This window comes from Intrasporangium sp. (genome assembly GCF_035280925.1).
Taxonomy (GTDB): Bacteria; Actinomycetota; Actinomycetes; order Actinomycetales; family Dermatophilaceae; genus Intrasporangium.
The window spans coordinates 1-23596 of record NZ_DATEEY010000182.1 but is presented as its reverse complement, the minus strand read 5'-3'; the positions used below and the strand labels follow the sequence as shown (position 1 = coordinate 23596).

The following is a 23596-nucleotide window of genomic DNA, read 5'->3' as shown; positions in this document are numbered from 1 at the left end:
GCGCTTGCCGCCGGCGTCGGGGCAGCGCGCCTGGGGCCGGACGGTCGATGGGCGCCCGGAGTCACCTCCGAGTCGGTCCTCTGGGCGATCTGGTCAGGGGCGGGTGTCGCTGACGCGTGGCGGCGGCAGGCACTCGCCGGCGGGCCGTGGGGCGCGCGGGCGGACCGCGACCTCGACGCGGTGTTGGCCCTGTTCGACGCCGCCGGGTCGTTCGTCGACCGGTTGCCGACTGCGGGACCCGACACCTTCGTCGAGCACGTCCTCGGCCAGGACGTCCCCGGTGACACGTTGCTCGTCGGTGGCCAGGCCGGGCCACAGGTCTCCCTGGTGACGCCACAGAGCGCGGCTGGCCGGGAGTGGCGCCTCGTCGTGGTCGCCGGGGTGCAGGAGGGCGTCTGGCCGGACCTCCGTCTGCGCGGCTCGATCCTCGGCTCCGAGGATCTCGTCAGCGCCGTCAGCCATCGGCCGTTGGGCTTCCGTGCGGCGCAGGCTGCGGTGCGCTACGACGAGACCCGGCTGTTCCACGTCGCCGTGACGCGTGCCACGGAGCGGTTGCTCGTGACGGCGGTCGGCAACGAGGAGGAACAACCGTCGGTCTACCTCGACCTCGTCGACCCACCCACCGGAGGACGGATGGCCGACGAGGTCAGGCCGCACACGGACGTCGCCCGGACGATGTCCCTTGCGGGGCTGGTTGGGGAGTTGCGGCGCGAGGTGGTCAGCCCCGAGCCGGGCGTTGCCGAGCCGGCCCTGGCGCTGCTCGGTGCCGCGGCGCGCGCCGGTGTCCGAGGAGCCGACCCGAGCAGCTGGTGGGCACTGCGCGACGTCACGACGGTGGCTCCGGTGCGTCGGCCGGACGAGCCGGTCCACGTCTCTCCGTCCAAGGTGACGTACTTCTCCGAGTGCGCGCTGCGCTGGTTCCTCACCTCGGTCGGCGGCGACGGTGTCGCGCTCGGAGCGGCGTCGGTCGGGACGTTCGTCCACGACATCGTCGCCGAGCTGCCGGATGCCCCACTCGAGGTGCTCGACCGGGAGGTCGATGCCCGGTGGGGTCGGCTCGGCCTGCCATCAGGGTGGGTCACCGATCGGACCCGACGCCAGGCCCATGACATGGTGGCGAGATACGTCGCCTACCGCGAGTCCGTCGCGGGGGAGTGGGAGCCCGTCGGGGTCGAGACCCAGTTCCGGGTCCGGATCGGGCGGGCGGTGGTGGCCGGGCGCGTCGACCGCATCGAGCGCGACCGCCGTGGGCGCCTGCGCATCGTCGACCTCAAGACGGGCACGAGCAAGCCGACGAAGGCCGAGCTGGAGCGGCACGGCCAGCTCGGCGCGTACCAGGTGGCGGTCGAGGCAGACGGCTTCCCATCGCTGGGGAACGCGAGTGCCGGGGCCGCGCTGGTCCACATCGGGAAGGGCGGCCGGGCCGGGCTGCGTCCCGCGGTGCTGAGCCAGGGCGCGCTCGCCGAGTCGTCCGAGCCGGGCTGGGCCCGGGCGCTCGTGGAGGCGACCGCCGAGGCGATGGGCGGCGCCAGCTTCATTGCGTCGCAAGGCAGTTGCCGTACCTGTCCGGTCAAGTCGTCCTGCCCCGTGCAGCCGGAGGGAGATGCCCTGTGACCGCGACGACGGAGCGGATGATGGTCGCTCCCCACAGGTTGCGCTTCTCCGCCCTCGACATCGCCCGAGCGCTGGACCTGCCGGCCCCGACGGACGAGCAGGCAGCCGTCATCGAGGCCGGGCCCGGGCCGCTGCTCGTCGTCGCTGGCGCCGGTTCCGGCAAGACCGAGACGATGGCCGCTCGAGTGGTCTGGCTCGTCGCCAACGGCTTCGTCGCGCCCGACCAGGTGCTGGGGCTGACCTTCACGCGGAAGGCGGCGGCGGAGCTGTCCCAGCGCATCGGCAAGCGGTTGCGCGGTCTCGAGCGCGCCGGGCTCTGGACGCCGCCCGAGGACGACGGCACGGGGGCCGAGGTGCTCGGCGGCACGCCGAGCGTCTCCACGTACCACTCCTACGCCGGCCGGCTCGTCCGTGAGCACGCCCTGCGGCTCGGAGTCGAGCCCGAGTTCCGCGTCCTCACCGAGGCCGGCGCCTGGCAGCTGGCCGCGGAGGCCGTCTCGCGGTGGGACGGGCCGATGGAGATGGTGTCCAAGGCCGAGTCGACCGTCATCGAAGCCGTGATTTCCCTTGCCGGCGAGATGGCGGAGCACGTCCGTTCCCCGGCGGAGGTGATGGACCACCTCGACGCCGTCATCGCGACGCTGGAGGACCTGCCAGACGGCGAGGGCAAGGGGAGTCTGGTGCCGGCCAAGGAGGCCCTGGGTGTGCTGCGCGAGCGGCGAGCGGTCCTGCCTATCGTCGAGGCCTTCGTGCGGCTGAAGCGGGAGCGCGAGGCGCTGGACTTCGCAGACCAGGTGGCCCTCGCGGCTCGCGTCGCCGGATCGGTGCCACTCGTCGGGCAGGTCGAGCGTGAGCGGTTCAAGGCCGTCCTGCTCGACGAGTTCCAGGACACGTCCGAGGCTCAGCTGACGCTGCTGCGATCGCTCTTCCACGACGGGTCCGTGGTTCTCACGGCCGTCGGGGATCCCAACCAGTCCATCTACGGCTGGCGTGGGGCCAGCGCGACGACCCTGTTGCGGTTCCCATCCGAGTTCGCGGGCATCGATGGTCCAGGGGAGGTGCTGCCCCTCTCGACCAGCTGGCGCAACGACGAGCTGATCCTCGCTGCGGCGAATGTCACCGCCGCCCCGCTGGCCACGGCTCATGTCCAGCCGCTCCGGCCGCGCTCGGGAGCGGGACCTGGAGCGATCACCATCGCGCGAGGCGAGACGGCCGAGCAGGAGGCAGCGCAGGTGGCTGCCTGGATCGCCTCCCGTTGGTGGTCGCCGAGCGGGCGTCGGACGGGGCGGAGCGCCGCGGTGCTGTGCCGACGACGCTCCTCGTTCCCGCTCGTCATGGAAGCCCTCCGGGATGCCGGTCTCCCTGTCGAGGTGGTCGGCCTGGGGGGCCTGCTCACCACGCCGGAAGTCAGCGACCTCGTCGCGCTGCTGTGGGTCGTGCAGGACCCGACCCGGGGGGACCAGCTGATGCGGCTGCTCACCGGGCCCGTCGCGCGGCTCGGTGCCGCGGATCTCGACGCCTTGTGGGCCTGGGCCAGGGAGCTGCACTCGCGGCCATGGCGCGTCGGCCATTCCCACCTGACCCAGGACGCCCTACCCATCGACGCCACTGACGGGGCCGGCCCAGCGGGAGACGCACGGCCCTCCGTCGAGTCCTGGGACGCCTCGTCCGACGGGACCGGGGCTGGTCGCCGGGACTCCGACCTCGCCGCGGACAGTGCCGACGCGGCCACCCTCGTCGAGGCCTTGGACGAGCTACCGCCGGTCGGCTGGACCGGGCGGGGCGGGGTACACCTCAGCGACGAGGGCCTCGCCCGGCTGCACGGCCTTGCCGACGTCGTGCGTCGTCTGCGCCGACTCACCGGCCTGCCGCTCGTGGACCTCCTCGACGAGGCGGAGACGGCAGTCGGTCTGGACATCGAGGTGCTGTCGCGTCCCGAGCACACTGCCTCGACCGCGCGGGTGCACCTCGACGCCTTCGCCGACGTCGCGGCCCGCTACGTGACCAGCTCGGACCGGCCCACGCTGTCCGGCTTCCTCAGCTGGCTCGAGGCCGCCCGTAGCCAGGAACGAGGACTCGACGCGGGGCAGGTGGAGTCCGACACCGACGCAGTCCAGGTGCTGACGGTTCACGCTGCCAAGGGCCTGGAGTGGGACGTGGTCGCGATTCCCTCACTCGTCGAGGGTGCGTTCCCCGACCACTCCGCCACATCCGTCGTGCCGATGGAGCCGACCCCCTCCGAGCGCGCAGGCGATTCGGTCGAGTACGCGTGCTCGGGCACCCCGAAGGACAAGGGGTGGCTCGTCGGCCTCGATTCCCTGCCCTACGACCTGCGCGGTGACCGGGACGGGCTGCCGCGCCTGGACTGGTCGGCCGGCCCTGACCGTAAGGCCCTCGGATCCGCGATCGAGGAGTTCGCCGAGGATGGGGGCCGGCACGCCATCGCCGAGGAACGCCGGCTGGCCTACGTAGCGGTGACCCGGGCGCGCGCCGAGCTGCTGCTGTCGACCCATCTCTGGGGGCCGGGCAAGAAGACCCTGTCCGTCCCGTCCCGTTTCCTCCTCGAGATCCGGGACGCTCTTCCGGGTGGCGTGTCCGTTGCGGGCTGGCACCCCGCCCCGCCACCTGTGCAGAAGAACGACACGGTGGCAGCGCCACAGAATCCGTATCTGGCCGAGCCCATCCGGGCGACCTGGCCGCCCGATCCGCTCGGTCATCGGCGGGCGGCCCTGGGCAGGCTGCCGGGGCGGCTGCGTGACATCGCGGCTTCGGGTCCGGTCCAGCTCGTGGGCGACCCAAGGGTCGACGACCTGCGCCTCCTCCTCGCTGAAGAGGCGATGAAAGGGGTGCGGGAGGAGCCGGTCGTGGAGGTGCCCAGGCACCTTTCCGCATCCGCGGTGGTCGCCCTCGCGCGAGATCCCGAGCTGTTCGCGCTGCGGCTGCGGCGGCCCATGCCCGAGCCACCTGCCCTGGCCGCTCGGCAGGGGACCGCCTTCCACGCCTGGGTCGAGGAGCACTTCTCGCGCGCGGCCATTGTCGACCTGTTCGACCTCCCCGGGAGCGCCGACGAGGGGGCCACCGTCGATACGGACCTCGACCGGATGCGGTCCAACTTCCTCGCGAGCGAGTGGGCAGAGCGGATCCCGGAAGAGATCGAGCTGTCCATCGAGACGGTCATCGATGGCATCGCCGTGCGGGGCCGGATCGACGCGGTCTTCCCACGCGATGACGGCGGGTGGACCGTGGTCGACTGGAAGACCGGTGCCCAGCCGGCGGGGCATGAGGCCGAGGTGCGGGCAGTCCAGCTCGCGACGTACGCACTCGCCTTCGCCCGCCTCCGTGGGGTCGACCCCAGCCTCGTGGACGCAGCCTTCTTCTACGCAGCCGAGGGGGTCACCGTGCGGCCCGTCCTGCCGGACGAGCGGATCCTCGTCGCGATGCTGTCAACCATCCCGGACTGATCGCGGCCGGCCCTCGAGGGAGCTTCAGCCAACTCGTCAGCCGTTCGGCTCCGCTTCGCTCGGGCCGACACGTTCCTCAGGAGATCCACCGAACCCGACTCCTGGTTCGTCGGCCGGACCCGCCCTCGGCTGGTCGACGGCCTGGCTGACCGACGGGTCGGGGAAGGGCTGGTGCGGCTGGGTGGCGTCCCAGTCCGGCTCCGGATGCAGCTCCGGGGTCGATGGCGTCGATGGGGTCGAGAGAGCCTCCCGGTCCTCCCGGTCCTCCCGGTCCTCTCGGCCCTCCCGGTCCTGCCGGTCCTCTCGGCCCTCCCGGTCCGCTTCGACCGCCCTGAGCTCGTCCTCGAGGGCCACCCGCTCGTCCAACGCCCGGAGGGACTGCGCTGCGTCCTCGACGAGGTCGCGGGCGGCGCCGGCAAGGACGCGGAGCAGCACCCGCATCGGCGTCATCTCGGCCGCCAGGCGGGCCCGCGCCAAGAGGTTGCCGTCCGGGCGCTCGACACGCGACTGGGCGTAGGCCGCGAGGACCATGTCGAGTGGCTCCGCGGCCGCCAACCCCACCAGGTCGGCGAAGTCGTCGGCCGGGTCCCCGATCCGCGACTGCTCCCAGCCGAGCACGCCGCGGACCTCACCGGCATCGGCCCGGTCCTCGTCCAGGAGCGAGACGAGGACGTGCTCCCCGGTGAAGGACCCGTGCACGACCGTCGGCGCGAAGCGCCACAGCGAGATGTCCTCGAGTCGCTGCTCCCAGCGGGTGAGCAGGTTGGTCGGCACGTGCCCCGTGGAGGCGGCGCGGTCCAGCTCGGACAGCTGTCGCCGGCGGTGCGCCTCGGCATCGTAGACCGGTCGACCTGCCTCCTCGAAGAGACCCAGGTCGAGGTTGTGGATGTGCGCCAGTGCTCGTCCGATTCCTGAGGCGAGGTCTCCTGGCGGGAGTGCGGCGAAGTCCACGGGCCGACCCGGTAGCCGGAGGTAGACAACGGCACGACCCTCGGGCACGGGAACCTGTCCACGGACCATGGGCATGGCGAGGTCCAGCCGGCGGCCGAGCAACGGCCCCAGCGCCACCATGGCCTCGAGCTCGGCACCCGAGGCCTGCGTCAGGGGCGCCTTGACGACCCAGCGTCGGTCCTGCTGATCGGTGACGAACGCCAGGTCGAAGGCGCCGCCGGCCCTCGTGCGCACGCCCTCCACCGACACCGGGTCGAGGCCGGGCACGGCAGCGCTCGCGAGGGCCGCGAGGAACAGGGGGCTGCGGGTCACGCTCCCACCGTAAGGTGAGCGTGCGCCTGATCGTTGGAGGCTTGGATCACGAGGGCGCGGGGGCAGGGACGCCAGCCGGGCTCTCGGCCGTAGGGTGACGACGTGGTCCGAAGCGCAGACACCTTGCCCGACCTCGCCCTGTCCCGGGCGGTGCTCGATCGATCGGGAATCGAGCGTCGCGATGGTGGTCTGGTCGCGCGGCTCCTGGCCGACCCCGCGACGCGGGTGCTCGAGCTGCGGGGGGACCGTGCCCCGGTGGAGGAAGAGCCGAGCGTCTCCTCGACAGCGCCGGGCGCGCTCCGACTTCGGCTGAGAGCACCCACGGCGGAGGACTCGGGGCGCCTGGTGCTGTTCGCCGGCCGCGACGGTGAGGGGACCGCCTACCTCGGGGTGGCCCTGCCCGCCGAGGGGCTGGACCGGGCCGAACCCGATGGTGAGCGCCTGCGGAACGCAGAGGACTGGGTGACCCTCCGGCAGGCCGGTGCCGCCCTGGGGGACCGGGATGCCGGCCTGTTCACGACCGTGCTCTCCCTTTCGAACTGGCACGGGACCCATACGCACTGCTCGCGGTGCGGTGCGCCGACAACAACGGCTCAGGGTGGGTGGTTGCGGATCTGTCCCGCGGACCACAGCGAGCACTATCCGCGCACCGACCCAGCGGTCATCATGGCCGTCGTCGATGAGAACGGGCGACTGCTGCTCGGACGTGGCCCGCAGTGGCCCGACAACCGGTTCTCGGTGCTCGCCGGCTTCGTCGAGCCGGGCGAGTCACTCGAAGCCGCGGTGGCTCGTGAGGTCGAGGAGGAGGTCGGCATCGACGTCACCGACGTCCGTTATCTCGGTAACCAGCCGTGGCCGTTCCCGTCCTCGGTGATGATCGGGTTCACGGCGCGGGCGCTCGGCACGAGCATCGAGCTCGATCCGCACGAGCTCAGTGAGGCTCGATGGGTGACGCGCGACGACTACCGGACCGCGTTGCGAACCGGGGCGATTCATCGTCCCTTCGGGCTCTCCATCGCCAAGCGCATCATCGAGCACTGGTTGGGACAGACCATCGAGTCGGTCATGGCTGACTCCGAGGGCTGAGTGACCTCAGGCGCTGAGCCTGGCCTTGACCTCCGCGAGCGAGGGGTTGGTGGCCGCGGTGCCGTCGGGGAAGACCACGGTCGGCACCGTGCGGTTGCCGCCGTTGACCTGCTCCACAAAAGTGATGTGCTCGGGAGAGCTCTCCAGGTTGACCTCGGTGTACGGCACGCCCTCACGGTCGAGCTGGCCCTTGAGCCGGACGCAGTATCCGCACCAGTTGGTCGTGAACATGGTGATCGTTCCGGGTGCGGGTTGGAGCGGCGTGGGGGCGGGCATCAGGTCTCCGTCCGAGGTCGGTGAGTGGTCCAGGTCGTGTCAGGTTTCGGTGCAAGGATGGCGTCAAGGCCTCCACCAGCCGAAACCGGGGGAGACCGTTGAAAATTCCCCTACCGGCCGACCCGCAGAGTTCCAGGAGATCGCCCTGCCCGCCGCACCACATCCGGACGACATCCTCGAGCAGCTCGACCCAGAGCAGCGGGAGGTCGCGTCGGCGCCACCCGGGCCGTTGTGCGTCCTGGCCGGGGCCGGTACCGGGAAGACGCGGGCGATCACGCACCGGATCGCCTACGCCGTCCATGCCGGCATGCAGCAGCCGCAGCGCATCCTCGCGGTGACGTTCACCGCCCGTGCCGCCGGCGAGATGCGGACCCGCCTCCGAAACCTCGGAGTCCACGGTGTCCAGGCCCGGACATTCCACGCGGCGGCGCTGAGACAGCTGCACTACTTCTGGCCCCAGGCGGTCGGCGGAGCGGCGCCGGAGGTGATGAGTGTCAAGGCTCCTGCGGTTGCCGAGGCTGCGAGCCGCCTGCGGCTGCAGTTCGACCGGACGGCGATTCGTGACCTTGCCGCGGAGATCGAGTGGTCCAAGGTGAGCCTGCTGACGCCGGAGTCGTATGCCGCCGGGGCACGGGCAGAGGGTCGCGAGCCGCCCGGACTGGACGTCACGGCGATGGCTCGCCTGCTGGGCTGCTACGAGGACGTCAAACAAGCCCGCGGGGTCATCGACTTCGAGGACGTCCTGTTGCTCACCGTGGGCATTCTCGAGGAGCGCGACGACATCGTCCGCACCGTGCACGGCCAGTACCGCCAGTTCGTCGTTGATGAGTACCAGGATGTCAACGCCTTGCAGCAGCGCCTGCTCGACCTGTGGCTCGGCGAGCGCAACGACGTCACCGTCGTCGGTGACCCAGCCCAGACGATCTACTCCTTCACCGGCGCGTCGCCGCGTCACCTCCTGGGCTTCGCGTCGCGGTTCCCCGGGGCGCGGACCATCCGGCTCGTGCGCAACTACCGGTCGTCGCCACAGATCATCGAGCTGGCCAACACGGTGATCTCGTCCGGCCCCACGGCCGCGCGCGGGGGCGCGCTGCGGCTCACCGCACAGCGTCCGCCAGGTCCTGCGCCCGTCCTCATGTCGCACAGTGATGACCAGGCCGAGGCCGCTGCGGTGGCCGACCAGATCAGGCGGCTCATCGAGGGCGGCCACCCGGCCGCGGAGATCGCCGTCCTCTTCCGGACCAACGGTCAGTCCGAGGCGTTCGAGTCCGCCTTGGCGGCCGCCGGGGTCTCCTACCTGGTGCGGGGAGGGGAGCGGTTCTTCGCCCGCAAGGAGGTCCGTGACGCGATCCTGCTCCTCCGGGGCGCGGCGCGCAGTGATGACGGCAGCAAGCCCCTCGGGCACATCACCCGGGACGTCATCGCCGGAGCCGGGTGGTCACCCGATCCTCCGTCGAGCAGCGGAGCCACCCGGGAACGATGGGAGTCGCTCACGGCTCTCGCAGCGCTGGCTGACGACCTCGAGGCAGCGGTCCCGGAGGCCCGGCTGCCAGAGCTCGTCGCTGAGCTGGACCGGCGCGCCGCGGAGCAGCACGCCCCCGCCGTCCAAGGTGTCACGTTGGCCAGCCTGCATGCCGCGAAGGGCCTCGAGTGGGACACCGTTTTCCTGGTCGGCGCGTCGGACGGACTCATCCCCATCTCGCTCGCCGAGGGAGTCGAGGCCGTCGAGGAGGAGCGGCGGCTGCTCTACGTCGGCCTGACCCGGGCGCGGCGGCAGCTGTTCCTCTCGTGGTCTTCCACGCGTACCTCGGGCGGGCGCCCGACCCGGCGGGTGTCGCGCTTTCTCGGACCCGCCGAGGACATCCTCGGCAGCGGAGCGCGAACCGCCGCACCCAGCACCGCCCGCCGCCGTACCGTCGCCAAGGTTGCGACCGTGCTGCACTGTCGCCGCTGTGGTGCCGAGCTGACGACCGCTGCCCAGCGAAAGACCGGTCGGTGCGACGACTGCCCGCCGAGCTATGACGTCGCAGTCTTCGAGCGACTTCGCGAGTGGCGGCTCGGTGTCGCGAGGGCCGCCTCCGTCCCCGCCTTCGTCGTCTTCACCGATGCGACGCTGACCGCGATCGCTGAGCGTGAGCCGGCCGACGAGGGGGCGCTGGCGGGGATCAGCGGGGTCGGTACCCGCAAGCTCGCGCAGTACGGCGCCGACATCATCGCCATCCTCCATGGCGCCGATCCGCAAGAGCTACTCGAAACCCGCTCCGGTACAGGGGAATCGACCGATTCGTGAGCGTGGACGGGAAGTTGTCGCGAAATCGTCGATAAAAGAGTTGTCGCGCCCCAGCGCCCCGCGTACTCTTTTACCCGTCAAGCCCAGTGGCTCAGGTGGCCGGCTGGGATTCGCGAGCCCAGTGAGGAGGTTGGCCTGATGAGGAACATCACGATGACGATGAACGCAGCGTCCTGCGCCGCATTGACGCGTCCGCGCCCGGCCAGCATTCTCCTCGCCGACGTGTGGTCCGGGCTCCAGGGGACAGGTGTGTCCATCGTTGCCCCGGCTGGCGTCCGTCGCATCGCGGACCGTGGTGTCAAGGGATCCGTCCCGTTCGCCGCCGGCGTGGACCTCACCGCCATCTACAAGACATCCGATGTCGCTCGCTCCCGCTCTGGGAGGCATCCGGTCTGAGTTAGACCAACGCCTCACCTCCAGGCCGCGAACCCGACATCACCGGGTCCGCGGCCTTCGTGTTTCTCGCGTACAACCGAATGCCGCTCAACCCCACCCTCCACCGGAACAGCACCCACCAGGTGCCAGACAGATACGGGACCCACCATGACCCCCCGGATTGCGAGCAGCACGACCGAGACCCGCACCTGCGGTGCCGGGCTTCGATCGAAAACGGACACGAGTGAGCAGGCGCGCCACACCACCGGCGCGCTGGAGACGGAGGTGAGAACGATGCAGCTGAGCGAACTGCTCGACCTGGGGACCGAGGCGCAGCAGGTCGGCGAGACCATCCCGTGCCGGGACTACGACGCCGAGCTGTGGTTCGCCGAGCGGCCCGAGGACGTCGAGTTCGCCAAGACCCTGTGCGGGCTGTGCCCGGCGCGGTTGCAGTGCCTGGCCGGGGCGCTCGAGCGGCAGGAGCCGTGGGGCGTCTGGGGTGGGCAGCTGCTCGTCCAGGGGGCCGTGGTCGCCAGGAAGCGACCCCGCGGGCGTCCGCGCAAGCACCCGGTCGCGGCCTGAAACGACACCCGCCCTCGGCCACACGGCCCGGGTGAGGCAGGCGGACCATCGCACGCCTGAACCATCCACAGCAACGAACAACACCTGACCAGGAGGTCGTCATGGAGAACTTGGAGCTCCTCGCTCGCGACCGGATTCGCGACCGCGCTCAGCGCCAGGACCGCAGCGGTATCCGCCGCAGCGCCCGGCTGATCACGCTCGAGATCCGCGCCAGTCGACGCAATCACCAGCGGTGAGGCGTCGACCGACCGGGACCACAGTGCCCGGCAGCAGAGCAGCACGAAGACCAGAACAACTCAACGCAAGTGAGCGAGCCGCGGGTGACGCGCACGTCACCCGCGGTTTCGCGTTCCCGGCCAGCCGGGCCATGCCGCGCCGTACTGGATCGGCGGGCATCCGGCCCTCCACGGCGACGCGTCAGTGAGGGCACGAGCAGCGCGGGTAGGGGATCCAATGCCAGCTCCAGACGGCTGGTGGCCGCCCCGCCCCGAGCGGCTCGCGACTCGACACGCCTGTGGCAAACGTCCCACGTAGGTCAGCGCGAAGGCGGATACTCGAAGAACGGGGGAGATCAAGGGAGGCCCCGACGATGGCAACCAAGACCGATACCGCGGAGCTCACTCCGCTCCTCACCTGCGCATCCTGTGGCACGACACCGGCGCCCGAGGACCAGGCAACGGCCCGGCTCACCTGGAGCCGGAGCGTCGAGCACGGTCGCACCCAGTGGACGTGCGAGCGGTGCAGTCGCGACAACATCCGCGGGATCGAGAGCAAGCTCGACCCCGAGTGGTGGTAGGGGCCCGAGCCGGCACCGCTGGAACGTCGGCTCCGACGCAAGCCGGCTCAGCGGCATACGGCATCTCAGTCGTGCTCTGAGCCGTCTGCCCGGGCCCGGCTGGGCAGGTCGCCGACGGGAGGCAGGTTCGCGCCCGGCAGGAAGGCGTCGACCGTCTCCCTCCCGCGGACCGTCCCGCCGAGCTGACTGAGCACACCGATCCCGCCGCTCCACACGCGGTGGATGAGCAGGTAGTCCGGTGGCAGGTTGAGCTTGTAGGCGAGGACGTAGTTCGGCTGCCTCGGGTCGTTGATGTGCGCGAAGACGCTCCGCAGCCAGGCCCGCGTGAACGTGAACTCGTCGGTGCGCAACGGGGCGATGAACGGCTCCAGGTACTGGAGCAACCGCTCAGCGTCGATCTCGATGGACGGCTTGACGAAGCCGGCTTCGCGCAGGCCGGCGAGGACCGCCGCCGCGCCGCCCTGGAGCCCGGCGGTGAGCAGCTGGCCCAGCTCCGGGGGCATCCCGTGGGGCAGCCGGTTGACCGCCCCGAAGTCCACGATGCCCAGGCGGCCGTCGGGCGTGATTCGGAAGTTGCCCGGGTGTGGGTCGGCGTGAAGCAGCCCGGCCTCGGCCGGCCCGGCGAGCAGGAACTCGAGATAGAGCTGAGCAGCCTCGTCGCGCTCGGGCTGGGTCCCCTCGCGGATGATCTCGCTGAGCGGGCGCCCCTCGACCCACTCCGAGACGATGACGTGCTGTGTGCCGCGGACCAGCCTGGGGATGCAGAAGTCCGGGTCATCGGCGAAGGCAGCAGCGAATGCGGCCTGGTTGTCGGCTTCAAGGCGGTAGTCCAGCTCCTCGGCCATCCGGTCGCGTAGTTCTTCGAGGATCGGGCCGAGGTCGATGCCGGGAATCCATCCAGCAGTCATTTTCGCCATCCGGGACAGCTGTCGAAGGTCACTCATCAGGGCTGCGCCTGCCCCGGGGTACTGGATCTTGACGGCCACCTCGCGCCCGTCCGCCCAGACGGCCCGATGCACCTGCCCGATGGAGGCGGAGGCGGCCGGTTGGTCCTCGAACGAGCGGAAGTTGCTGCGCCAGTGCGTTCCCAGATCCGCGCGCAACACGCCATGGACCGAGCTGGTGGGCATCGGCGGGGCGCTGTCCTGCAGCTTGGTGAGCATCGCCCGGTAGGGCCCGGCCATGTCCTCCGGCAGGGCGGCCTCGAAGATCGAGAGTGCCTGGCCGAACTTCATCGCTCCGCCCTTGAGCTCGCCCAGGACCTGGAACAGCTGCTCGGCGGTGCGGGCCTGGAGCTCCGCGGCGACCAGCTCCGCTGGCCGTCCGCCGATGCGCTTGCCGAGCCCGAGCGCGGTCCGGCCCGCAAAGCCGAGCGGCACGGTGGCGAGCTTGGCCGAACGCACCACTGCCTTGCGCGGCAGATCGGTCACAGTGTCACCCCCCAGGCGGTCACCCTGACTCTAGCGATCCGCACCCCAGGTGCGTCGGTGCACCGCAGACGTTCGGACGCGAGGACTCAGCTGGCCTCCTCGGGCGCGGCGGTGTGGCGGCGTGGGCACCGCGGGTGCGTCGTCCACCGCCGGTGGTCCATCCGTGGCCAGGGGAGACTCAGCTCGACCGCTACCCCGGGAGGCAGTGAGCCCTTGCCGGGGAGGCGGCGCGTGAACAGGGCGATGCAACCCGCGACGAGCTGGACCAGCGCCGGGTCGGTCTGCGGAACGGCGGCGCGGTGCACCACGTCGCTCGGCGAGCCGCAGACCTGCGCCAGGACGACGGGCCAGGAGGCGTCCCGGTCGGTGCGGTGCAGGTCGAGGCACCACAGGCACGGGCCGCTCAGCGTCGGCTCCACCAACGGCCCGACGGTGGCACGTGGCCCCTCGACGACCACCGGCAGGTGAGCGATGCCGTTCCGCAGCCACGGGTCGCCCGAGCGGGGGTCGAGCGCCATCGCACCCAGCATGACGACGAGCGACGGGTCTGCCGTCCGCTCGGCGTCCATCGCGCCCAGTGAGCCGTGCGGCTCACCGACGCGCACGTCGACCCCGCCGCGTCGCAGTACGTGCCAGAGCTCCTCGAGCAGCGCCCCGCGGCCCTCGAGGAGGACTGTGGGGCAGGGCTGCTCAGTCGAGTACCGCTCGAGGACTCCGATCTCCTCGATGAGGTCGAGCAGCGCCCGCCAGCGGCGGGCGGGGATGCCCGCCTCCCCGGCGAGGCGATAGGAGGTGCCCAGCGGCACGGTGCCGTCGAGCCGAGCCAGCACGCGTGCCTCGGCCTCACTGACGCCCTTGACGATCGGGCCGCCGGCGCCCACGCCGAACTGGATCTCGCCCGGCGTGCGCGCGATGGGGCGTCGCCACGGCGGGATCCCTGGGTGCGGGACAGCCGCGGCGTCAAGGCCGGGCAGGCCGGGCAGCCCGGGCCGGCCGGGAAAGCGGGCAGAACGGTGCTCTGCCGGGCGGGCGGCGGTGAGCCTGGGACCGGACCGTCTCGGCCCGTCGCTGCTTCCTGACCCCATGGCTCCTCCGTGCCTGCCCGGCTCCCGCGCTCGGTGCCGGACTGCGTCGTGCTCCGAGCGTCGCAAAGGCGGGTCGGATCGCGAGGGGGTCATCCACAGACACCGGAGGGGGACAGGCCTGGGGACAGGGCGAGGGCGGGACCGTGGTGGTCCCGCCCTCGTCGGCGCGTCATCCAGGACGCGCGTCGGACCCGGTCAGGCCTTGCCCAGGATGCGGTTCAGGTTCGTGCCGCAGACGGGGCACTGGCCCTTGGCCATCCGCCGCCCGTTCTCGGACACGACAACCTTGCCCTCGGCCTCGCGCTTCGCCTTGCACTTCACGCAGTAGAACTCGCCCTTGTAGGTCTCGTCAGCCATTGGTGTCTCCTTGTACTGGCACCCGTCTGATGGGTGCCTCGGCTCCGACAACCCTAGAGCACGCTGAGCACGAGATCACGCTCATCCCCGCATGGCGCGCCAGTGCGGGATGCAGCGGACGGGCCGGATCCGCCGTGCGTGGGACGGCGCGTTCGGGTCATCGTCCATTGCGTCGTCGCCGGTCCGGCCTACCCTGCCCTCATGGCGAGGTCCCGACCAGAGCTGCCGCGGGCGGTCCCACACTCGGCGCGGCAAGGCGCTCGGCGCGAGGTCGTGGAGACGGTGGTCGACGGGGTGACCGTCGAGGTGCGTCGCAGCTCTCGGCGGCGGCGCACCGTGTCCGCGTACCGTCAGGAGGGTCGCCTCGTCGTGCTCGTCCCGGCCCGGCTCACGCGCGCCGAGGAGGGCGAGTGGGTCCGCACCATGCTCGCTCGTGTGACGGCCTCCGAGCAGCGTCGACGCCGGTCCGATGGGGACCTCACGGCCCGTGCGGCACACCTCTCGACCACCTACCTCGGCGGCCGTGCCCAGCCGACGAGCGTCCGGTGGGTGTCCAACCAGGAGTCCCGGTGGGGCTCCTGCACCCCCGCTGAGGGCTCGATCCGCGTCTCGGACAAGGTCCGCGGCATGCCGGGCTGGGTGCTCGACTACGTGCTGCTCCACGAGCTCGCCCACCTCGTCGAGCCCGGACACGGGCCGGCCTTCTGGGGCCTGCTGAGCAGCTATCCGCGCCTGGAACGGGCGCGCGGCTATCTCCAGGGCGTGGCCGCGACGGCGGGCCTGACGCTCAGCGACGAGTGAGGCGCGTGATCAGCGGCGGATGAGCGCCTGCGCCGCCCGCACGAGCGGCAGGAGCTCGTCGCGGGTGTCCTCGGGCAGGCGGTCCGCGGGCCACCACCGCACCTCGACCGACTCGTGGGTCGCCGAGTGCGCCGCGCCCGCTGGGGCGATGGCGGCGTACCGCACATCCAGGTGCTCCCGACAGGTGCCGAAGGCGGCGCCCAGCTCATGTCGGTCCAGCAAGACGATCTCGGGCAGGGCGACGAGCCCGTCGATGCCGGACTCCTCGCGGGCCTCCCGTTCCGCGCCCTGCCGCATCGACCTGTCGCCGGCCTCGAAGTGCCCGCCGAACTGGAACCAACGCCGGGCCTTCTGGTGGAGGGTGAGCAGGACCTGCTCGCCGGCGCGGTCGAGGACGATGACGCTGCCCGTCAGGTGTGCCGGCGGGCCGCCTCGCGTCATCGCGTCGCCGTGCCGTGCGAGGTGGGCCAGGTAGTCCAGCCGCAGGCGCTCCTGCGCCGCGTCGGGAGGGTGCCAACCGCTGAGCTCCGCGATGGCGTCGTCACGGATGCGGCCGTATGCCGCTGGGCTCGTTCCCGGGTCAGCTCCCGACGTGGGTGGCTGGGGGCGGGCAGTGGTCACGTCCGCCCGTCATCATCGTCGTCGTCCTCGGTGTCAGGGCTGCGGTTGGTCTCGCCTGCAGCGGCCTCGTCGAGGATGCCGCGCAGCACCGAGTCGAGGTCGGTGCCGAGTTCCTCGTCACCCAGCGCGCCCTCAGGCAGTCCCTTCGCGGGCTCCTCTGCGCCGGCTTGACCCGTGACGCGCTCGACGAAGCCGATGATGTCGTCCAGGTCCATGGAGGTGGGTGCCAGGTCGGGGTGGGACCACCGGCCGTCGCGCAACGCCTGGCCGCCGGCGTTCTCCAGGGCGGCCCAGAGGTTCGCGGCATCGCGCATCCGGCGCGGCCGCAGCTCGAGCCCGACGAGTCCGGCGAACGTCTTCTGGGCGGCGCCGCCGACCCGCCGGCGTCGGATGGTCTCCGCCAGCGCGGGGGACTGGGGCAGGTGTGCGGCCGTGGCGCGCTCCGTCACGTGGTCGACCCAGCCCTCGGCGAGCGCGAGGAGGGTCTCGAGCCGATCCAGCGCGCGACGCTGGACAGGGGTCGGCTGCGGACGGAAGAGGTTGCCCTGCAACGCGCTGCGGAGGGCTTCCGGATCGGTGGCGTCGATGGTGGACAAGGCCGACTCGATGGCCTCGGTGTCGATCGTGATGTTGTGCGCGTAGTCAGCGACGGCCGACATCAGCTGCGGACCGAGCCACGGCACCTGCGCAAACAGCCGGACTCGGGCCGCCTCGCGAACCGCGAGGTACAGGCGGACCTGCGGCAGGTCGATCTCGAGCGAGGTCGCGAGCTCGTCGACGTTGCCGGGCAGCAGGGCGACGAGGTCGGGGTCGGTCAGGGGCAGGCCCACCTCGGTCGCGCCCACCACCTCGGTGGCGAGGGTGCCGACGGCCTGGCCGAGCTGGGCCGCGAACATCTGGCGGCTGAGGTTCGAGAGCATCGGGGCCCACTGCTCGAGCATGGCCGCGGGGTCGAAGCCGGCGCCCAGCATGCCCTGCAGCTCCGGCGGGAGCGCGTCGCCGAAGGCCTCGGGCCCGAGCTCGCCGAGCTGCTTCCGGATCGCGGCCGACGTCGCGCTCGTGACCCCGTCGGACACGGGTTCGACGAGGTCGAACCAGCGCGGCATGGTCGCCTCGACCCACTCGGCCCGGCTGAACCCGGTCGCGCGCCATGAGGGGGCGCCGAGCGCCGTGACCTCGTCGAGCCAGAGCACGGCCACGGCCACGGCATCCTCCACCGCTCGAGCCGCACTGGCGTCGTGCACGTCGTTGCCCTGCGTGGCCAGGACGTGCTTGCGGGCGACGTCGGTCGCGAGGTCGCGGGCGCCAGTGGGGGACTGCTGGGCCGCCATGAAGCTACCGAGCTGCGCGCGCATCGCCGCCTTGGTGGCGGGGTCACTCGGGTCGACGCCCATGCTGCGCATCGCTGCGGCCAGCTCGGGGTTCTCGGCCGCCTGGCCGAGCACCTGCTCGAGCATCGAGCTCAGGTTTGCGGGGTCGAAGCCGGGGGCGCCGCCCGGCCAGCCCTCCTGGCCCGGTCCGCCAGGGGAGCCGGTCGATCCGCCGCTGCCCTTCTCAATGTCCTGGTCGCGGTCGGCGTTGTCGTTGTCGCGGTCGAAGCCGCCCTCGCCGCCAGGGTCGCGGTCGGACATGCCTGCTCCTCGGGGTTGATCGGATGCGTTGACCAGATTCGTTGATCGGATGCTCGGATGCGCTCAGCGTTCTCCTTCCACCAGACAACCACGGAACCGGGAGGATCGTTCCCTCGAGCGGGTCCGTCCGGGATCGCCACCACCGACGCCAAGCTCGTCCGCTTACGATGGCGGGCGTGACGGTCACCCTTGCCGAGATCCGGGAGTCGCCGCTGTCCGTCGACGAGGTGCTCTCCAGCGTCGCCGATGCGCGTGCCGGCGGCACCTGCGTGTTCGTCGGCACCGTGCGAAACCATGACGCGAAGGGTGGCGCAGCAGGAGCCGCGGCCGACCAGCAGACCGACAAGGAGCGCGTCCTGGAGCTGGACTACAGTGCGCACCCGCAGGCTGAAGAGGTGACACGAGCGCTCGCGGAGCGGCTGGCGGCCGACGGTCGAACCGTGCGGATAGCCGTCGTGCACCGCGTCGGGCGGCTCGACATCGGGGACCTTGCCGTCGTCGTGGCCGTCAGTGCCGAGCACCGCGGTGCGGCCTTCGAGGTGTGCCGCGAGCTCATCGACGAGCTCAAGGCGACGGTGCCGATCTGGAAGCACCAGCGGTTCGCGGACGGCTCGGACGAGTGGGTCGGCCTGCCGTGAGGACGATCCGCCGGCTACCCACGGACGAGGCCGGACCGGCGCCGCTGTCTCCAGGACCGCCGCGTCCACGCGCGCCACTGAGCCGGGGCAACAAGCTGTTCCTCGCCGGCTTCTTCCTCGGCCTGGCGATCCTCGTCGTCGGCAACCTGGTGCACGTGCCCTTTGCCATCATGAGCCCGGGCCCGACGATGAACACCCTTGGCAAGGTCCCCGGAGAGGCCAACGGCTCCACCCTCATCTCCGTCAAGGGACTGCCGACCTACGAGACCGAGGGGGAGCTCAGCTTCACCACCGTCTCCGTCCTCGGCGGCCCGGGCTTCCCGGTCGATGCCTTCGACGTCGTGTGGGCCTGGCTGGATCCGTCGAAGGACGTCCTGCCCGTCGACCAGGTCTTCGACCCGGACGCGAGCAGCGAACGGATCGCCGAGGAGAACGCGGTCCAGATGGAGGGGTCCCAGGAGGAGGCGACCGCCGTTGCGCTGCGCGCCCTGGGAGAACCGGTGAAGACGCACATCGAGATCGCCGAGATCCTCGACGAGGCGCCCGGCAAGGACGCGTTACGGGTCGGGGACCGCATCGTCCGGGTGGGGGACACGACGGTGACGACCCCTGACAGCATCCGGACCGCGCTCCAGTCGGTTCGCCCGGGCGAGCCGATCGAGATCGAGGTCACCCGCGCCGGCAAGCCGGTCGTCGCCGATGTGACGACCATGACGGGTTCCGGGGGCCGGACTGCCCTCGGCGTCATCCTGCGGCTCGACCACGACTTCCCGGCCACGGTCACCATCAATGCGGGTGACGTCGGCGGGCCCTCGGCCGGTCTCATGTTCGCCCTCGGCATCTACGACAAGCTGACGCCCGGTCCGCTCACCAACGGCCGCGACATCGCCGGCACCGGGACCATCGACGAAGAGGGGAGCGTCGGCCCCATCGGCGGGATCCGGCAGAAGATGGCCGGCGCCCGGTCCGGCGGGTCCGAGTACTTCCTCGCCCCGGTCGACAACTGTCCGGAGGTCGTGGGCCATGTCCCCTCCGGCCTCGAGGTCTTCGCCGTCGGCACGTTCAAGGACGCCACGAACGTGGTGGAGGGCATCGCTTCCGGGCGCACGTCGTCGCTGCCGCGCTGCTGATCCCTCGACCCTCCCGATCGAGTGAACAGCTTTCGGGGTGTGCCGGCCGCAAAGCGGGTTCACTCGATCCGGGCCGGCGCGCTCGGGTGGTTGGATGGACGGATGGACGAGCAGCCGGCCGCCTCCCTCACCGCCGACCCCCTCACCATCGCCGCGCTGGACACCGAGCGCCACGTGGCGGGGGCCGGATGGGACCAGCCGGCGCGCCTGTTCGCGCTGGTCCGGACCGCCTCGCTGCTCGCTCGGGAACCACAGCTGCGCACCCAGCTCGGTCCCGCCGACCTCGCCGAGGGGGCCTTCACGGCGATCGAGCAGGAAGGGCTGCCGGCCACCTCGTCGCTGGAGACGCTCCTCGGCAGGATCGCCTGGCCGGACGAGGTCGACGGGTGCGCCTTCGCCATCGAGCGCATGGTCGTCCCACCCGACGCCGAGCGTGACCTTCCGGAGCGGCCCGAGGCCGTCGTCGAGGCGCTGGCCGGACACCCCGACCGCAAGGACGTCCGGCTCCTCGTCGCAGTCCTCCGCGATGGCTCATCGATCTGCCTGCTCCGCCAGCGCGAGCATGACTCCGACGACGCGGTCGCCACCGGGAAGGACCTCGCGCCGGGACTTGTGGCCGCCCTCACGGCGACGTTCGAGGACTAGACCTGCTGCGGCCACCGTGATCGAGTGAACGACTTCCGGGCCTTGGCCGCCCAAGAGCTGTTCACTCGATCGACGACCGAGGGCGGGAGTCGGAAACCCTGCCACGTGCGGGAGTGGTCGTCGGCTGGGACCGGGCTCAGCGGCATACGGCATGTGCGTGGAAGCCGGGAGGAGGCCGTGGGCGGTCGTCCCCGGCGGGCGGGGCACGGCTGTCTCAGGATGTCGGGTTATGGTTGCCGCAAGCGGCATTCTCAGGCCCGCGATCTGCCGGCCCCAGCACCTCGAGGCGACCCAACGTGAGCGACAGCGACTTCGGCCCACCACCCAAGGGCCCCTTCGGCGACGGCAGCGAACCGGGCGCGACGCGACGCGCTGCGCCGCAGCGTCCCAACCGCAACCCCCTCGTCACGGCCCTGGTGGTTGCGGGCGCCCTGCTCCTCGTCGTGGCCACCCTGGCCACCTTCTGGACAGAGGTGCTGTGGTACCAGTCGGTCGACTTCTCCGGGGTCTTCACGACCCAGCTCGTCACGAAGATCCTGCTCGGGCTGGTCGGTGGCCTCATCACCGCAGCCGTCGTCTGGTCGAGCATCCACTTCGCCTACCGGCACCGGCCGATCTACGCGCCATCACCCGACACGCAGGCGATGGAGCACTACCGACAGCTCGTCGAGCCGATGCGCAAGACCGCGACGATCGCTGCCCCGCTCGCCATCGGGCTCTTCGCCGGGCTGTCCGCGGCGACCCAGTGGGACACCTTCCTGCTGTGGCGCAACGGCTCGCCGTTCGGCACGACGGACCCCGAGTTCAAGCTCGACATCTCCTTCTACGTCTTCGACCTGCCGTGGATCAACTTCGTCGTGTCGTTCCTGACGATGATCCTCGTGCTCGGCTTCATCGCCGCCGCGTTCACGCACTACCTCTACGGAGGGATCGTCGCGGGCCAGCGGACCCGCTCGACCCAGGCCGCCAGAGTGCACCTCTCGGTCATCGCCGCCGCGCTGGTCCTCGTCCGCGCCGTCGCCTTCTGGGTGGACCGGTACAACCTGGCCAACGCGCAGTCGACCCGGATGACGGGTATCCAGTACACCGAGGCCCACGCCGTCATCCCGACCAAGGGCATCCTCGCGATTGCTGCGCTGATGTGCGTGGGGATGTTCCTCAGCACGATCTGGACCCGCTCCTGGCGGCTGCCGCTCGTGGGCGTGGCCGTGCTCGCAGTCGTCGTCGTGGCCGTCGGTGGCATCTACCCGGCGCTGGTCCAGTCGCTCAAGGTGCGGCCCTCCGAGAAGTCGCTCGAGCTGCCGTACATCGAGCGCAACATCGAGGCGACACGGGCCGCCTATGGGTTCAACGACATCAAGGTCGAGCCCTATGACACCACCGCGATCGCGAACCCTGGCCAGCTGCGCAACGACGCGGCGACCATCCCCGGCATCCGGCTCATCGACCCCAACGTCGTCAGCCCCACCTTCAAGCAGCTCGAGGCCTCGAAGGGGTACTACCAGTTCGCCGACGTCCTCGACGTGGACCGCTACAACCTCGAAGGCACCCAGACCGACACCGTCATCGCGGTCCGCGAGCTGGACCTGACCGGTGTCCCCGACGGGCAGCGCAACTGGCTCAACGACCACACGGTCTACACCCACGGCTACGGCGTCGTCGCCGCCAAGGGCAACACCCGCGAGGACGACGGCCGGCCCACCTTCTTCGAGTCGCAGATCGGCACGACCGGCGTGCTCGGCAAGTACGAGCCGCGGATCTACTTCGGCGAGTCGTCCCCCGAGTACTCCATCGTGGGCGAGGGCAACAGTGAGTTCGACTACCTGGCCGCCGACAACGAGCAGGTGAAGAACACCTACGCCGGCGAGGGCGGCGTCGAGCTCGACGCGTTGCGTCGCATCGCCTACGCGTTCAAGTACCGCGAGATCAACTTCCTGCTCTCCGACGCGGTGACGAACGACTCCCGGTTGCTCGATCACCGCACTCCGCGCGAGCGCGTCGAGCGGGTCGCGCCGTGGTTGACGCTCGACGGCAACGCCTACCCCGTCGTGGTCGACGGACGGGTCCTGTGGGTCATCGACGGCTACACGACGACCGACATGTACCCGTACTCCGAGATGGCGACCCTCGACGCCGCGACGTCGGACTCGGTGACCCGCACCCGTGACTCGGTCCAGGCGATCCGCGCCGGCCAGATCAACTACGTGCGCAACTCGGTCAAGGCGACCGTGGACGCCTACGACGGTACGGTCAAGCTCTACCAGTGGGACGACAAGGACCCGATCCTCGCCGCCTGGATGAAGATCTTCCCCGATGCCGTGACACCGGTGTCCGAGATCAAGGGCTCGCTCATGGAGCACCTGCGGTACCCGGAGGACCTGTTCAAGATCCAGCGCCAGCTGTTGACGAAGTACCACGAGACGGACGCGGCGTCGTTCTACGGCGGCCAGACGTTCTGGCGCGTCCCGCTGGACCCGACGCGCGGCACGAACGCCGAACAGTCGCTCCTCCAGCCGCCGTACTACCTGTCGCTCGCGATGCCGGACCAGCAGGAGCCGGCGTTCTCGCTGACCTCGACGTTCATGCCGGTCGGTGACCGCAACCTGCTCACCGGCTTCCTCGCGGCGGACGGCGACGCCGGCTCCGAGGACGGGAAGAAGGCGCCCGGTTACGGCCGGCTCCGGCTGCTGGAGCCGACGAGCACCACGGTCAAGGGCCCGGGACAGGTCTACAACGACATGCGGTCGTCGCAGGTGTCCTCCACCGACTCCGGGTTCGGAACCTTGGCGCAGTTCATCTCGACGACGGCGCTGCAAGGGGCCGAGGTCACCTTTGGCAACCAGCTGACGCTGCCGGTTGGTGGTGGGGTGCTCTACGTCCAGCCGATCTACGTGCAGGCATCAGGCGCCGGAGCCTATCCGCGCCTGTCCGCGGTGGCCGTCGCCTTCGGCGAGAAGATCGCCTGGGCCGGTTCGCTCGACGGCGCGCTCAACGACCTCTTCGGCGGCGAGTCGGGTGCGTCGGCCGGTGACCAGGGCACCGACACACCGGTGACTCCCGACGGCACGCCGACCGGGACGCCCACGGGTACCCCGACCGGCACCCCGACGACGGGTCCGACGACGTCCGGCCCGGCCCCGACGGCCCCGACGGCCACGCCAGACGACGCTGCGCTGCGCCAGGCCCTGGCCGACGCCGACGCGGCGTTCCGGGCCGGCGAGGAGGCCCTGCGGAAGGGTGACTTCGCGGCCTACGGCCAAGCGCAGGAACGGTTGAAGGAGGCTCTGGCCCGAGCGGCGGCGGCCGCCCCGGGGGGTGGCTGACCGAACCAGAGCAGGACTGATCGCGGACTGATCAGGCACGTCCGACGCGCTGGTGAGCGCCCATCGTGCCCGATTTGGTCCTCCAGGCGGATTCACGTAAGGTGGTTCTTGCCGACGCGGGGTGGAGCAGCTCGGTAGCTCGCCGGGCTCATAACCCGGAGGTCGCAGGTTCAAATCCTGCCCCCGCTACCA

General features: G+C 71.1%; 20 protein-coding genes and 1 tRNA gene. 14 read left to right on the top strand and 7 right to left on the bottom strand.

The window, feature by feature from the left end; genetic code table 11:
- The coding region (locus VJN29_RS17095; protein ID WP_324144845.1) for a PD-(D/E)XK nuclease family protein at positions 1-1614 on the top strand (1614 nt) is incomplete at its 5' end.
- A complete protein-coding gene (locus VJN29_RS17090; RefSeq protein ID WP_324144844.1) occupies positions 1611-5075 on the top strand; it encodes an ATP-dependent DNA helicase in 3465 nt (1154 codons plus the stop codon). The genes VJN29_RS17095 and VJN29_RS17090, both read left to right, overlap by 4 nt.
- Positions 5076-5111: 36 nt before the next feature.
- On the opposite strand, the gene VJN29_RS17085 is transcribed toward VJN29_RS17090, so the two are convergent.
- Positions 5112-6338: a phosphotransferase gene (locus tag VJN29_RS17085; RefSeq protein WP_324144843.1), complete on the bottom strand. Its 1227-nt coding sequence runs from the start codon at positions 6336-6338 to the stop codon at positions 5112-5114.
- A gap of 102 nt (positions 6339-6440) precedes the next feature.
- On the opposite strand from VJN29_RS17085, the gene nudC reads away from it, so the two are divergent.
- The gene (gene nudC, locus VJN29_RS17080; RefSeq protein WP_324144842.1) at positions 6441-7424 is read left to right on the top strand and encodes an NAD(+) diphosphatase; all 984 of its coding nucleotides are present in this window, start codon (positions 6441-6443) and stop codon (positions 7422-7424) included.
- A 6-nt stretch (positions 7425-7430) separates the two neighbouring features.
- On the opposite strand, the gene VJN29_RS17075 is transcribed toward nudC, so the two are convergent.
- On the bottom strand, positions 7431-7700 hold the full coding sequence (locus VJN29_RS17075; RefSeq protein WP_324144841.1) for a mycoredoxin: 270 nt from the start codon (positions 7698-7700) through the stop codon (positions 7431-7433).
- A 145-nt stretch (positions 7701-7845) separates the two neighbouring features.
- Here VJN29_RS17075 and VJN29_RS17070 point away from each other — a divergent pair, with 145 nt between their 5' ends.
- From VJN29_RS17070 to VJN29_RS17050, 5 genes are all read left to right on the top strand, one after another.
- Complete coding sequence (locus VJN29_RS17070; protein WP_324144846.1) at positions 7846-9990, top strand: ATP-dependent DNA helicase UvrD2; 2145 nt, start codon at positions 7846-7848, stop codon at positions 9988-9990.
- Between the two features lie 138 nt (positions 9991-10128).
- Positions 10129-10386, top strand: a complete 258-nt coding sequence (locus tag VJN29_RS17065; protein WP_324144840.1) for a hypothetical protein — start codon at positions 10129-10131, stop codon at positions 10384-10386.
- A gap of 273 nt (positions 10387-10659) precedes the next feature.
- Entirely contained in the window at positions 10660-10947 is a 288-nt protein-coding gene (locus VJN29_RS17060) for a WhiB family transcriptional regulator (protein ID WP_324144839.1), read from the top strand.
- Between the two features lie 101 nt (positions 10948-11048).
- Positions 11049-11183: a hypothetical protein gene (locus VJN29_RS17055; protein ID WP_324144838.1), complete on the top strand. Its 135-nt coding sequence runs from the start codon at positions 11049-11051 to the stop codon at positions 11181-11183.
- Between the two features lie 353 nt (positions 11184-11536).
- Positions 11537-11743, top strand: coding sequence for a hypothetical protein (locus tag VJN29_RS17050; RefSeq protein WP_324144837.1), 207 nt, complete (start codon positions 11537-11539; stop codon positions 11741-11743).
- A gap of 65 nt (positions 11744-11808) precedes the next feature.
- Here the strand turns inward: VJN29_RS17050 and VJN29_RS17045 are convergent, their stop codons facing one another.
- The 3 genes from VJN29_RS17045 to VJN29_RS17035 all read right to left on the bottom strand — a co-directional run bounded on the left by VJN29_RS17045 (position 11809) and on the right by VJN29_RS17035 (position 14615).
- Positions 11809-13173, bottom strand: a complete 1365-nt coding sequence (locus VJN29_RS17045; RefSeq protein ID WP_324144836.1) for an AarF/ABC1/UbiB kinase family protein — start codon at positions 13171-13173, stop codon at positions 11809-11811.
- An 86-nt stretch (positions 13174-13259) separates the two neighbouring features.
- Complete coding sequence (locus tag VJN29_RS17040) at positions 13260-14258, bottom strand: hypothetical protein (RefSeq protein WP_324144835.1); 999 nt, start codon at positions 14256-14258, stop codon at positions 13260-13262.
- Positions 14259-14453: 195 nt separating this feature from the next.
- Complete coding sequence (locus tag VJN29_RS17035; protein WP_324144834.1) at positions 14454-14615, bottom strand: DUF5679 domain-containing protein; 162 nt, start codon at positions 14613-14615, stop codon at positions 14454-14456.
- A gap of 201 nt (positions 14616-14816) precedes the next feature.
- Between VJN29_RS17035 and VJN29_RS17030 the strand changes: the two genes are divergently transcribed.
- Positions 14817-15416 (top strand): M48 family metallopeptidase, encoded by a 600-nt coding sequence (locus VJN29_RS17030; protein WP_324144833.1) that lies wholly within the window; start codon positions 14817-14819, stop codon positions 15414-15416.
- Between the two features lie 9 nt (positions 15417-15425).
- Here VJN29_RS17030 and VJN29_RS17025 read toward each other — a convergent pair whose 3' ends face one another.
- Together VJN29_RS17025 and VJN29_RS17020 are read right to left on the bottom strand one after the other, a co-directional pair.
- Positions 15426-16037, bottom strand: a complete 612-nt coding sequence (locus VJN29_RS17025) for an NUDIX hydrolase (RefSeq protein WP_324144832.1) — start codon at positions 16035-16037, stop codon at positions 15426-15428.
- Entirely contained in the window at positions 16034-17668 is a 1635-nt protein-coding gene (locus VJN29_RS17020) for a zinc-dependent metalloprotease (RefSeq protein ID WP_324144831.1), read from the bottom strand. Before VJN29_RS17020 ends, VJN29_RS17025 begins: the two co-directional genes overlap by 4 nt.
- Positions 17669-17835: 167 nt before the next feature.
- Between VJN29_RS17020 and VJN29_RS17015 the strand changes: the two genes are divergently transcribed.
- The 5 genes from VJN29_RS17015 (at position 17836) to VJN29_RS16995 (ending at position 23596) form a co-directional block, all read left to right on the top strand.
- Positions 17836-18306 carry a molybdenum cofactor biosynthesis protein MoaE gene (locus VJN29_RS17015; RefSeq protein WP_324144830.1) on the top strand — a complete coding sequence of 157 codons (471 nt, stop codon included), beginning with the start codon at positions 17836-17838 and terminating at the stop codon, positions 18304-18306.
- Positions 18303-19436 carry a YlbL family protein gene (locus VJN29_RS17010; RefSeq protein WP_324144829.1) on the top strand — a complete coding sequence of 378 codons (1134 nt, stop codon included), beginning with the start codon at positions 18303-18305 and terminating at the stop codon, positions 19434-19436. The genes VJN29_RS17015 and VJN29_RS17010 overlap by 4 nt, the downstream gene beginning before the upstream one ends.
- Positions 19437-19538: 102 nt before the next feature.
- Entirely contained in the window at positions 19539-20081 is a 543-nt protein-coding gene (locus tag VJN29_RS17005; protein WP_324144828.1) for a PPA1309 family protein, read from the top strand.
- A gap of 296 nt (positions 20082-20377) precedes the next feature.
- The gene (locus VJN29_RS17000; protein WP_324144827.1) at positions 20378-23404 is read left to right on the top strand and encodes a UPF0182 family protein; all 3027 of its coding nucleotides are present in this window, start codon (positions 20378-20380) and stop codon (positions 23402-23404) included.
- 115 nt (positions 23405-23519) lie between these two features.
- Positions 23520-23596, top strand: a tRNA-Met gene (locus VJN29_RS16995).